This is a genomic window from Curtobacterium sp. NPDC089991, assembly GCF_044748425.1.
In the GTDB taxonomy this organism is placed as follows: Bacteria; Actinomycetota; Actinomycetes; order Actinomycetales; family Microbacteriaceae; genus Curtobacterium.
The window spans coordinates 184321-196293 of sequence record NZ_JBIVGB010000002.1 but is presented as its reverse complement, the minus strand read 5'-3'; the positions used below and the strand labels follow the sequence as shown (position 1 = coordinate 196293).

General features: G+C 69.2%; 10 protein-coding genes. 5 read left to right on the top strand and 5 right to left on the bottom strand.

Features of this window, described 5'->3' with window-relative positions; translation table 11 throughout:
- Positions 1-13 precede the first annotated feature (13 nt).
- Positions 14-172: a DUF4177 domain-containing protein gene (locus ACIPV1_RS06055; RefSeq protein ID WP_017888699.1), complete on the top strand. Its 159-nt coding sequence runs from the start codon at positions 14-16 to the stop codon at positions 170-172.
- Positions 169-630 carry a RidA family protein gene (locus tag ACIPV1_RS06050; protein ID WP_402725949.1) on the top strand — a complete coding sequence of 154 codons (462 nt, stop codon included), beginning with the start codon at positions 169-171 and terminating at the stop codon, positions 628-630. The genes ACIPV1_RS06055 and ACIPV1_RS06050 overlap by 4 nt, the downstream gene beginning before the upstream one ends.
- A gap of 78 nt (positions 631-708) precedes the next feature.
- On the opposite strand, the gene acs is transcribed toward ACIPV1_RS06050, so the two are convergent.
- Entirely contained in the window at positions 709-2661 is a 1953-nt protein-coding gene (gene acs / locus ACIPV1_RS06045) for an acetate--CoA ligase (protein WP_402725948.1), read from the bottom strand.
- Positions 2662-3581: 920 nt separating this feature from the next.
- Between acs and ACIPV1_RS06040 the strand changes: the two genes are divergently transcribed.
- Both ACIPV1_RS06040 and ACIPV1_RS06035 read left to right on the top strand, forming a co-directional pair.
- A complete protein-coding gene (locus ACIPV1_RS06040; protein ID WP_402725947.1) occupies positions 3582-4478 on the top strand; it encodes a CpaF family protein in 897 nt (298 codons plus the stop codon).
- A 59-nt stretch (positions 4479-4537) separates the two neighbouring features.
- The gene (locus tag ACIPV1_RS06035) at positions 4538-5338 is read left to right on the top strand and encodes a type II secretion system F family protein (RefSeq protein ID WP_402725946.1); all 801 of its coding nucleotides are present in this window, start codon (positions 4538-4540) and stop codon (positions 5336-5338) included.
- Positions 5339-5528: 190 nt separating this feature from the next.
- On the opposite strand, the gene ACIPV1_RS06030 is transcribed toward ACIPV1_RS06035, so the two are convergent.
- The 4 genes from ACIPV1_RS06030 to ACIPV1_RS06015 all read right to left on the bottom strand — a co-directional run bounded on the left by ACIPV1_RS06030 (position 5529) and on the right by ACIPV1_RS06015 (position 10547).
- Positions 5529-7106 carry a recombinase family protein gene (locus tag ACIPV1_RS06030; protein WP_402725945.1) on the bottom strand — a complete coding sequence of 526 codons (1578 nt, stop codon included), beginning with the start codon at positions 7104-7106 and terminating at the stop codon, positions 5529-5531.
- A complete protein-coding gene (locus ACIPV1_RS06025; RefSeq protein ID WP_402725944.1) occupies positions 7103-7345 on the bottom strand; it encodes a hypothetical protein in 243 nt (80 codons plus the stop codon). The genes ACIPV1_RS06030 and ACIPV1_RS06025 overlap by 4 nt, the downstream gene beginning before the upstream one ends.
- A gap of 87 nt (positions 7346-7432) precedes the next feature.
- Positions 7433-7747, bottom strand: a complete 315-nt coding sequence (locus tag ACIPV1_RS06020; protein WP_402725943.1) for a WhiB family transcriptional regulator — start codon at positions 7745-7747, stop codon at positions 7433-7435.
- Positions 7748-8267: 520 nt separating this feature from the next.
- Entirely contained in the window at positions 8268-10547 is a 2280-nt protein-coding gene (locus ACIPV1_RS06015; RefSeq protein WP_402725942.1) for a bifunctional DNA primase/polymerase, read from the bottom strand.
- Positions 10548-11121: 574 nt separating this feature from the next.
- Here ACIPV1_RS06015 and ACIPV1_RS06010 point away from each other — a divergent pair.
- Positions 11122-11973 carry a ComF family protein gene (locus ACIPV1_RS06010; protein ID WP_402725941.1) on the top strand — a complete coding sequence of 284 codons (852 nt, stop codon included), beginning with the start codon at positions 11122-11124 and terminating at the stop codon, positions 11971-11973.

Sequence of the window (11973 nt, the reverse complement as noted above, 5' to 3'; positions counted from 1 at the left end):
GGCAAGGAACCGCATGACTCGCTGGGAGTACTTCACCACGCCCCTGATGATCCACAACACCACCGCCATCCTCAACAACTACGGGGACGAGGGCTGGGAGCTGGTCCAGATCGTCACCGGCCCCGAGGGTGGGCTCGTCGCGTACCTCAAGCGCCCGAAGGCCGACGCATGAGCGTCGCGGACCGCCTGACCGAGCTGGGGCTGACGCTTCCGCCGGTCGCTGCACCCGTCGCCGCGTACGTCCCCGCGGTCGTCACCGGCCAGTACGTCTACACGGCCGGGCAGCTGCCGTTCGTCGACGGCGCACTGCCGGTCACCGGCAAGGTCGGGGCGTCGGTCGACGCCGAGACCGCCACTGCGCAGGCCCGCGTGGCCGCGCTCAACGCGCTGGCCGCCGTCGAGTCGGTCGCCGGCTCGCTCGACCGCGTCGCCCGGGTCGTCAAGGTCACCGTGTTCGTCGCGTCGGAGCCGTCCTTCACGGGCCAGCCCGGGGTCGCGAACGGCGCGTCCACCCTGGTCGGCGAGGTCTTCGGTGACGCCGGCGTCCACGCGCGCAGCGCGGTGGGCGTGGCGGTGCTGCCGCTGGACGCTCCTGTGGAGGTCGAGCTGGTGGTGGAACTCGCCGCCTGACGGCAGCGAGCGACGGAACGAACGTGAGCAGGGCCTCCAGTCCGAGATGGACGGGAGGCCCTGCTCACGTTTCCGGGACTACATGAGTTCCGCGATGGTCGCCATGATCGTCGGGTCGGCCAGCGTCGTCGTGTCGCCGATGCGGCGCCCCTCGGCCGCGTCGCGGAGCAGGCGCCGCATGATCTTGCCGGAGCGCGTCTTGGGCAGTTCGGGGACGATGACCACCTGGCGGGGCTTCGCGATCGCACCGATGCGCTTGCCCACCCAGTTGCGGAGTTCGGTCGATGCCGATTCGCGGTCGACGTCCGCTGCTGCCTCCGCGGTCAGGATGACGTACGCGACGACCGCCTGTCCGGTGGTCTCGTCGGCGGCTCCGACGACGGCCGCCTCGGCGACGCCCTCGTGCCCGACCAGGGCGGACTCGATCTCGGCCGTCGACAAGCGGTGGCCCGACACGTTCATGACGTCGTCGACGCGGCCCTGGATCCAGATGTCGCCCTGACCGTCGAGCCGCGCTCCGTCGCCGGCGAAGTACCGGCCGGGGAACCGCGACCAGTACGTCTCGACGAAGCGGTCCGGGTCGCCCCAGATGCCGCGCGCCATCGACGGCCACGGCTCCGTGATCGTGAGGTAGCCGCTCTCGCCGGGGTCGGCGCGGTTGCCGTCGTCGTCGACGATCTCGGCGACGATGCCGGGCAGCGGCGTCTGCGCGGCGCCGGGCTTGAGCTTCGTCACACCGGGCAAGGCGGAGATCATGATCGCGCCGGTCTCGGTCTGCCACCACGTGTCGACGATCGGCGTGCGGTCATGGCCGATGACCTGGCGGTACCAGTTCCACGCCTCGGGGTTGATCGGTTCGCCGACGCTGCCGAGCAGGCGCAGGGTCTCGAGACTGCGGGCCTCGGGGATCTCGCGGCCGGCCTTCATCGCCGCACGGACCGCCGTCGGCGCGGTGTACAGGACGGTGACGCCGTACGAGTCGACGATGTCCCACCAGCGGCCGGGCTTCGGCTCGTCTGGTGTGCCCTCGTAGAGCACCTGCGTCACGCCGTTCGCCAGGGGGCCGTAGACGACGTACGAGTGCCCGGTGATCCAGCCGATGTCGGCGGTGCACCAGTAGACGTCCTTCTCCGGGTGCATGTCGAACACGTTCTTGTGCGTGTACGCGGCCTGGGTCAGGTACCCGCCGGAGGTGTGCACGATGCCCTTCGGCTTCCCGGTCGTGCCCGAGGTGTACAGGATGAAGAGCGGGGTCTCGGCGGGGAAGGCCTCTGGCGTGTGCTCCGGGGCGGCCTTCGCGACCTCGTCGTGCCACCACAGGTCACGGTCGTTCCAGGCGATCTCGTTGCCGCCGCGCTTGACGACCAGGACGTGCTCGACGCTGTCGGTGCCCTCGCCCTCGAGTGCCTCGTCGACGGCGGGCTTGAGCGCCGACACCGCGCCACGGCGCCAGCCGCCGTCCGCCGTGACGACGAGCTTCGCGCCGGCGTCCTCGATGCGGGCGCGGAGGCTCTCGGCGCTGAACCCGCCGAAGACCACGGAGTGCACGGCGCCGATGCGGGCGACGGCGAGCATCGTCACGACGGCCTCGGGGATGAGCGGCAGGTAGACGACGACGCGGTCGCCCTGTCCGACGCCGAGGTCGGTGAGCATGTTCGCGGCGCGCTGGACCTCAGCGGTGAGTTCGGCGTAGGTGATCCGGCGGGTGTCGCCGGGAGCGCCCTCGAAGTGGATGGCCACCCGGTCGCCGTTGCCCGCGCGGACGTGCCGGTCGAGGCAGTTCTCGGCCACGTTGAGCGTTCCGTCGGCGAACCACTTCGCGAACGGGGCGCCGGACCAGTCGAGGGTCTGCGTGAACGGGGTGCGCCAGTCGATCAGGCTGCGGGACTGCTCGGCCCAGAAGGCCTCGCGGTCGGCGGCGGCGGCCTCGTGCAGGTCTTCGTGCGCGACGGCGTCGGCGACGAACTCGGGTGTCGGCGGGAAGGTGGCGCCGTCGTCCTCGCGGTGGTCGGTCTGGGTCGGAGTGGACATCGATGTCCTTTCGCGTCGTTGCGTCCTCAGGGTGCGCCACGGAGACTACCCCTCGGCCCGTGCGCTGCGCGGTTGCGTGACGAGCGGCGGCCCGGGTGCTGTGCGGTTCCGTGACGAGCGGCGGCCCGGGAGCGGGGGCGCGGGGCCGCGGCGGCAGGCGCGGGTCTGGGGCAGCGGGGCCGCGACGGCGCACACCGGTGTGTCCTGGTCGCGGCGGCACGCCCGGCGGTCGTGTCGGGGGTTGCCCCGAGGGGCGGATCGTGGGGTACAGTAGTTCCTGCTGGACTCGTTTCCGGCGGCATCGAATCGGATTCCCCCCAATCCTTCGATGTCCAGGCGGCACCAGTTCCCCCCAACCGGTGCCGCCTCTTCTTTTGTCCGGGGTCCGGCTCGAGCGATCAGCGCTCGTCGGCCGCCGGTGATCGGCGGCGATCCGCACGGGCACGCCGGTCGAGTGGACAGACCGGTACATGCTCACGCATGGAACGTTCGACGGGCTCGTAGCAATTGCTACTCCGTCCCGGTGCCCGTGATCGAGGGGACCTGCTCGTGTGGTCTGTCGTCGCGCTGCGTCGGGCGCTCCTCGCCGAGTGGGGTACGGCTTTCCGTTTCGGGGGACAAATCGGTCCGTTGGTGCCATCGGCGCCTACCTCCCCACAGGCTGGTTGTGGCACCGGATGCCGAAAACGGCTCTCCTCCTACGCTCTGGCGTCATGCACCGTCACCGTGCCACGCCGTTCCTGCCCGGGTCCGGGCCTGTTCCGCCCAGGGCCGGACCGTTCCTGCCCGGGGCCGGGTCCGTTCTGCCCGGGGCCGGGCCTCTTCCGCCCGGGGTCGGGCCTTTCCCACCCGGGGCTGCCGCTGCCGCTCTTCGGCGCAAACCGCACGGTGTCGTCGAGTTCGAGGAACTCGCCGGTCTCGTGACGGACGCCGGGGTCACCGACGTCCTGGTCGTCGGCGGCGTCGGCACCTGGACCGACCGTGGCGGCGGACTCGAAGCCGCCGCGCCGCGTCTGAGCGAGGCGCGCACCCGGGAGCTCGCCACGCGGCTGGTGGCGCTCGGCGGACGCCACGTCGACGAGACCACTCCGTGCGCCGACGTCCGGCACGGCGACGGGATCCGGGTGCACGTCGTGCTCGCCCCGGTCTCGGTCGGTGGCACGGCGATCTCGATCCGGCTCCCGCACCCAGACCGGCCGACCCTCGCAGCACTCGACCGCGCCGGCACCTTCGAGGACGTGCCGCGCTCCGTCGTCGAGGCCGCCGTGCACCAGCGCCGCAACGTCCTGGTCACCGGTGCGACCGGCAGCGGCAAGACCACCCTGCTCGCCGCGATGCTCGGCGCCGTCCCGGCCGACGAGCGGATCGTCACGGTCGAGGACGTCGCCGAGCTGCGCATCGCCCATCCGCACGTGGTCGCACTCGAGGCGCGGCAGGCGAACGCCGAGGGCGTCGGCGCGCTCGGCCTCGACCGGCTCGTGCGTGAGGCCCTGCGGATGCGCCCGGACCGGATCGTCGTGGGGGAGTGCCGGGGCGCCGAGGTCCGCGAGCTCATGTCCGCGCTGAACACCGGACACGACGGGGGTGCCGGCACCGTGCACGCGAACGGTGTCGCGGACGTCGCCGCTCGGCTCGAGGCGCTCGGCGCCCTCGCCGGGCTCGGCGTCGAGGCGCTCGCCCGACAAGCGGTCAGCGCGTTCGACCTGGTGCTTCACGTCGAGCGTCGGACAGGCGGACGACGGCTCGCTGCGGTGGGCGCGTTCCACGTCGGGTCGGACGGGAGGCTCGGGGTGCGCCCGGTGGACGGGGCACCGTGAGCAGGGGGTCGCTCCTGGGACGTCGGGTCCGGCGTCCCGCGCCGTTCGACCCGGCGCGCGTGGCCGGCACCCTGGACCGGGTCGCGACGCTCGTCGCCGCCGGGGTCCCGCCGCCGCGGGCCTGGGAGCTCGTCGGCAGGCTCCCTGCAGGGACCGCTCCCGCGTCCGCGGACATCGCCGTCGTCCTGCGGGTCGCGGACCGGACCGGCGCCCCCGTCGCGGAGACGCTCGGGGCCCTCGCCGGAGCGCTCCGCCGATCGGCAGCGTCGGACCGGGCGATCCGGGTCGCCCTCGCCGGCCCGCGCACCAGTGCCCGCGTCGTCCTGGCGCTGCCGTTGTTCGGCCTCGGACTCGGGGCCGCGTGGGGGGCCGGAGCGGTGCAGGTCCTCACGAGCTCGCCGCTCGGCTGGGTCTGCTCGGCGCTCGCGGCCGTGCTCGTCCTGTCCGGGCGCGCCTGGACCGCGCGGCTCGTCCGGTCGGCGACGCCGGACGGACGCGTGCCCGGGGTCGTCCTCGACGCCTGGGCGGTGGCCGTCTCGGGCGGTGGTTCGTGGATCGCCGCCGGCGAGGCGGTCCGTCGTGCCGCCGACGGGATCGTCCCGCCGGCTGCCGACGTGGCTCGCCTGCGCGAGGTCCTCGACCTGGCCGTGCGAGCGGGCGTGCCCGCGGCGGGACTGCTGCGCCGCGCCGCGGAGGACGTCCGTGACGACGCTGCTGCCGCCGGCCTCGCCGCGGCCGAGCGCCTGGCCGTCCGACTGGTGCTGCCGCTCGGTGTCTGCGTCCTGCCCGCGTTCGTGCTCGTCGGAGTGGTCCCCGTCGTGGTCGGCGTCCTCTCCTCCACCGTCGTCGGTGCGCGATGACCTCTCCACAGATGCCGCTCGAGGCGCTGATCGTGCGGTGGCCACGCGCCACGCTGGGATCACCGCAACAGAAGGGACGAACCCATGAGCACCACCCCGAACCGAATCCGTCGCACCAGCCGCGTCGTCGACCGGCTCCGCGCCGTCGCGCAGGACGACCAGGGGTCCGCGACCGCCGAGTACGCGGTCGTCATCCTGGTACCCCGGCGGCAGGTTTCTCCGCGAACATCCGCGGGTCAATGTGGCCGGTGATCGTGATCGACTCCGGCTTTGATTTGTGGATCGGCCCGGCCATGGTGACCTCGATACCCAAGATCTCAATCACCTCACGGCGCTGTTCGCGGCTCATGGTCGCGAGGCGTCCGCGGGCACGGTGGGCGAGTTGCACCAGGTCGGTGAGGCGTTCTGCGCGCTCGGCGTCGGAGGCCACCAGAGCGGCGTAGGCGGCTTTCCGCTGCTGCAACTCCACCAGTTCGCCCTCGACCTTGTGAAGCGCCGCGCGGATCGGCTCGGGGTCGTCGGCCAGAAGCAGTTCCTCGGCGGCGCGGACGCGAGCGCGCAAGCGTTTGTCGATCTGCTGCGCGATCCCGGCCACCTGCTGCGCGGCGTCGTCCTCCGACGTGTCGTCCGGGACGGCCAGCCACAGACGGGCCATCGCTTCCAACCGCTCGGGGTCGCCCAGCAGCTGCTCGACCTCGGCCCAAACTCGGGCGTCGAGCGCCTGCACCTGCACCTGCTGGCAGGAGCACTTGGCCGGACCTGCGGTATGCCTGCGGCCGGTGCAGCGGTACACGTCGTAATCCTTCGCCGAGAGGGTCACGCCGAGGTACGGCTTGCCGCACTCGCCGTAGAGGCGGATCGACAGCATCTGCGTTACCGACGCCTGTGACTGCCCCCGGGTGCTTCGACGTGCAAAGGCCCGCATCACGGCCTGGTGCTGCGCCTTTGAGAATGGCGGATCAGGTACGTGGACGGGGATCGGGTCGCCGTACATCGGTGTGCCGTCGTGCTTCAGCCGGGTGTGGTGCGACCGCTTGTAGATCGAACCTGCTGCGGTACCGCCCCAGACGGTCTGGCCCGTGTACAGCGTCGGATTGACGAGCGTGCGCCGGAGAACATCGAAGTTCCATCGGGGAGCGAGACGAGGGAACAGGCCCGCGTCGTTCAGGCGGTCGGCCACCTGCCCCGCAGTGAGGCGCTTCCGTACCAACAGTTCGTAAGCAGTAGCGAGTACTCGCCGTTCCCGTTCGTCGGGCACCGGGCGGGCGTCCCGGGACTTGCCCTCCAGCCGCCAGCCGAACGGCGGTTGGCCTCCTGGCCACTCACCGTTGCGGGCCTTCGCCCGCTGGCCGCTGGTGGTCCGGTCGACGATCAGGTCGCGCTCCATCTCGGCAATTCCGGCGAGCATAGTGCGCATCATCCGGCCTGCTGGCGTGGACATGTCGATCTGTTCTTTTACCACAACCAGCGTGACGCCGAGGTCGCCAAATCGGTCGGTTTCCGTAATTGCGTCCGCAGCCTTACGGGCGAAGCGGTCGAGTTTCGCTACAACAACTGCTTGAACCCGGCCCGACCGGCAGTCGGCCAGCATCCTCTGCCACTCGGGGCGGTCGTGGGAAGTGCCGGATGCGCCCCGGTCGGAGTAGACCTCCGCCACCTCCCAGGCATGGGCGGCGACCGCGGCTTCGCACATGCGACGCTGTTCCTCAAGCGACGTGCCGTCCACCTGATCAGTGGTGCTGACTCGGGTGTAGATCGCTGCCTTCATCGACCAGCCACCAAGCGGGCGCGCATGGACTCCTCGATCCGGTTGAAGTCTTCGCGGCTGATTTCGTAACCTTCGAAATCTCCGTCAAGGACTCGGACGCTCAGTTCGCGAAGAGCCGCGGCGAGAGCCTCGGAGATCTGCACCGGATCGAAGCCCTCGTCCCATAGACCATAAACCAAATCCCCGGTCCATGGGGTTTCCGTTTCTTCGGATCCAACGATCTCATTTGTGGCATTCATGGCGTTGATTTCCTTTCTCGACTCAGTAGTTCAATTTTACAATTTCGGGTATTCGCGGGACAAGGTGGTCGGACAGCGGTCGCCGCGTCAGGACGGGGCAGAGCGAGCTTTCAAACGCTCGACAGCACGCCGGTCGGATGCCGTTAGGCCACCCCAGACTCCGGCGCTCTCGGGCCAGTCGGCGACGTACCCGCGGCACAGATCGAGCAAGGGGCACCGGTGACAAGCGCTTGCTGCGCGTTCGGCGGCATCCAGGTCCGCGGAGGTCCAACCGCCCTCGGGGTCTACAACACACGGCGGCGGCGTTCCGCCCGCGACCTCGGCTGCAACCTGATCACGCAAGCGGCGCAGCGCCCGGCCTCGCTCCGGCTCCGTGTTCTCAGCTGGTCGGGCGTCACGCATCGCAAGTCCCTGCGGTGGGCAACTGTTCGGGGGACTGCAGCTCCCCACGGAAACGGCGCTTCGCCACCTGATAGTGGCTCTTGCAAAGGCCGCCGGCCCATGCGTCGCGATCACACAAGGCAACTGCGCAACCGCGGGCGGAACCCGCGAACGCGGGCAGTGCAACGATCTCGGACCAGTTGTTCCGGAGCCAGTCGGCGTCAGGCATGGTCGGCCTCCTCTTGGCCACTCAGGGGCTGCTGTCGGGAATAGGTGACGCGAGTGACGCTGGTGACGCGTTCCGCGGGCACCCGGGCGGGCACGCCCTGCACCGGGCTTCCGAGGGCCTCTCGGGGGCTTCCCGGGGCTTCCCCGGTATCTCTTCTCTCTAGAACGGACGTCCCGGCACCCGCCGGGAGCGTCACTCGCGTCACCGCGACACTCCTCCGCGTCGTTCCGGGCAAGTGCGGGTGACGCGACTGGTGACGCTGAGAGGCGAGACCGAGGGAAGGGGCGTCACCGAGCGTCACCCGAGGGGCGGTCACTGGTCCGCTCCGTCCAGGGTCACCGGCACGGACTGTCCGACTCGCGAGAAGCGCAGCCCACGCAGGCCCCCGCCCATGCGAATCCGGTCCACTCGGAAGCCCAGCGCCCATAGCGGCTCCGTGTTCCGTTGCAGCAGTGCCGAGAAACGGGCGGGGTTGTTGGGCCACCACGGGCGGTCTCCGCGGCCGTTGGTCGGCAGCCGAAGTTCTGCCGCCTGCCGCGCAGTTTCCGGCACAACAGTCAACGGGAACTTCTGGTCCCCGAGCCACTCCGTGACAGCCGCGACGAACGGGTCCGTTTCTGCCGCCTCCTCCATCACGTTCCGGGTCGACTCGGCGTAGGTCTCGGCGGTGGCCGGATCGAACGCGTGCAGCACGTCTTGGAAGTCCGCCATCCGCACTCGGTCTGCCTTCCGGTCCCGGCTGGCGGGGAGGTTCCCGAGAGCCACCGTCAGAGCGTCCAACAGCCCACCGAGGATCGCGGAATGGTCCCGCTCGAAGTCCGCCCGCAACTGCGTTTCACTCCGACGTTCACCCGCGTCGATCCGGTCGCATGACACCGGGATCAGCCGCTCTAGCGCGTCAGCTCGAAGGCTCGGCTGGGTGACCGCCGTTATGGCCCCGGTGCGGCGGAACGTCACGACGGACTGGTCAACGTCGGTGTACAGCTTCCGCTTGACCGACTCCTCGCCGGTGACGAACCGACAGAGCCGGTCGGAGGTCTCGTCCGACACACGGCTTATGTTGTCGAAACCGACCAGGTACCGGCCCGCGGCCATCGCCTGTTCGTCGCCCTCGTTCTTGCCGAACGACGACCCCAACTCCTCGCGGGGGTCGATGACCGAGAGGACCAGCCTCGCCCGGGTGGTCTTTCCCGATCCAGGTTGGCCAGTGAAGAGCAGCAGGGGCCGTGGTATGTCCGGCAGACACGCAGCCACCAGCCACCCGCGGGTGAGCGTCCACCGCCGTTCCTCGTTCGACCAGCCCAGCAGCGCCCGCAGGGCGTCGAGGTTCCCATTCGAGTCAGGCCTTGGAAGTGGCTTGGTCGTCCGCGTCGTCCGGAACAGCACACCCGCTGGTGGCTGCTCCTCCACAGTCCAACCGTCGCCCGTCACGATCACGCACCGGGCGCTCCCGGGCTGCGCCAGGTCGAGGACGAGCCGGTCGCCGCGTTGTGCGACGCGTAGGTCCAGGTCCTGGCGCTCCGTCCCGAGGAACGCGTCGGCGTGCACGATCCGGAGCGCTTCATCAACTGTGGCTGTGGACGGCGCTCGCCCGGTCTCGTGGAACAGTGCTGAGGTCACGCGTGCTCGGAGTGTGGGCGACCCGGCGTCGGTCATCATCAGGGGACGACGCGGTCCGTTCTTCGGCACCGCGTACACCTCGGACTCGGCAGTCGCGGCGAAGTCGTATTCGTCTCGGAGGAACCGCAACACCTGCGCGAGCGGCTGTTCCTTCTGCTCCTTCGCGGGCTTCTCGTCCGGGTGGTTCGCCTGGTCGGTGGCCCAGACGGAGTTCGCGATCTTCTTCGTGTCGTCGTAGGCCGGATCGACACGGGCGACTGCCTCAGCGAGCGCGACGTCGTAGGACTCCCGGTTGTTACGGTGCTTCGCGGCGAGGTGTCCCGCAACCTTCGTCAGCCACTCGTTGGTCTGGCCAGTGCCGCGCTCCGGAGGGTCTGCTAGGAGGTCGGCAATTGTCCGCCGGACCTGGTTTCCCTGGGGAACCTCAGTCCTCCGTGGGGTTGCACGCTGCGTGAGCGCTTCGCTCAGCCACTCAGGGAGGTCGGCGACCGGTGCGTCGGGATCGACCGGCTCGTACACGACTCCGCTCGCGTGGACGCTTCCGGGGGCGACGACGTACCCGCCGTCAGCGCGCACGTCTAGTTCGAACCCGTCGATCCGGACGGCGTTCTTGACCGGGCCGCGGTACTGGAAATACCAGTGGCGACCCTTCGCCGTTTCGACCGTGAACGTCTCGGGCACGGGCTGGTGGTGTGCTGCGCAGAATCGCTCGAACTCACCCGCTGTGTCGGCGTCCATGACCAGGAGCCCGGAGGGGCCACAGGCGATGCCGCTGTTGCTGTTCGGGTAGCGTGCCTGCCAGGTGGCCACCATGGTTGGGTCGTTTGTCGCGGCGGTCTTCCACCTCACCAAGGGGGCCTTGTCGCGGCCGACCGGGAACACGTGCCACCGCTCGGTTTCCCATCTGGAGCGGGTGGCCAAGGTGACGCCGTAGTCGTCCGGCAGCTGCTCGGGGGTGAGCCGCGGACTCACGCGGCCACCGCCTGGCCGTGTTCGGAGTCCTCACCGAACAGGAGGACGAGAAGACGCTCGAGGTCCTCGCGCGGCAGCGTGGAGGTTTTGAAGTGTGGCGTGGCGGGTATCGACACAGTGGTCCCTTCAGACCACTCGCTGCTTCCCGCTCAGCGCTGCCCGGAGGACTTACGCACTCAAGCCACATTCGCTAGTTCGAGTGTTTCCTTGGCCTCGATGCCGGACCTGCGCTGACGGTTTCGTCGCCCGGCACCTCCGTTACAGGTGCCTCAGGGGTCGAACCCGGGCTGCGCTGGCCTCTCCGGCGTGACGTAGAGGACCACGTGATGTTGTGTTGTGGATGACAAGCCAAGCATGAGGATTCTCGCGCTGTCAATCCCCGGACACGGCTCGACCCCGGAGCCATGCCACTGAAGCTCCGGGGTCGATCACTGAGTCGTGCAAGCGCCACGCCTGCCAAACCAGCAAAACATCTGACTCGTCCTCGGAGCAAGCCCCCCCATCTGGGCCTGCTTACCGCTGACAGGCGTCCCATACCCTGACCGGGGACCCCATGTCAGAGGGTTCCTGTACCGTGAACAATCAAGAGGGGGGCACCGTGCCGATCGTTCCATTCCATCCTTACCAGCGAGATTCTCGAGCCGCAAGGATGGTCAATTACAAGATAAAGCCGAAAGCGACGCCTACCCACGCAAGCGGCGAAGTCCTCCTCATCTGCGCTTCTCCAGAGATCGAGGCTCAGCTCGTGGCGGTGGCTGGTACCGGGGCATCGAAGCGAGAGTTGAACGAATCCGCCGCACTAAAATACACAGCCGGATTTCATTTCCCGGACGGAGTCCCCCAATGCGTAGTCTCGCTGCTCGAAGTGCTCCAGGCACATCTGACACTAAATGCACGCGCGGGAGTCAATGTGGCCATGTCGCTTGATTGGCACAAGAAGGACGACGGCTCAGGCGAGCTAGTGAATACCGAGGCGGGCAGGTGGGTACAATACACTAAGTACGCTCCGTACCCCAAGGGTTCTGGCTCTCGAAAGGCGTGGCGCGAGATGGTCGAAGCCCTTGAGCAATTCATTCGCCACCACCCGATTTACGCTCACGCGACTACAATTACTGCCCCGCCCGGCCATCTGGCCGACGGCAACAGCTGGGGTGAGCGTCTTGCGCACGCCGTGGCCGTAGCCGTTGGCAAGCCCTATGTTGCGATGACGGCGAAGGGCCCGCGGGCTGAGTTGAAGTCGGGCGAAACGGGACAAATCGACCTGACGGGAGAATTTGCCGTGACGCAGCGCTTGCATGGCCGCGTCCTGATCATCGACGACGTGTACCACACCGGAGCAACTATGGATGCGGCAAGCATGGCCTGCCGAGAGGCTGGCGCGACAGAGGTGCTTGTGCTCACAACAACACGCACGCTCAAGAGGTAG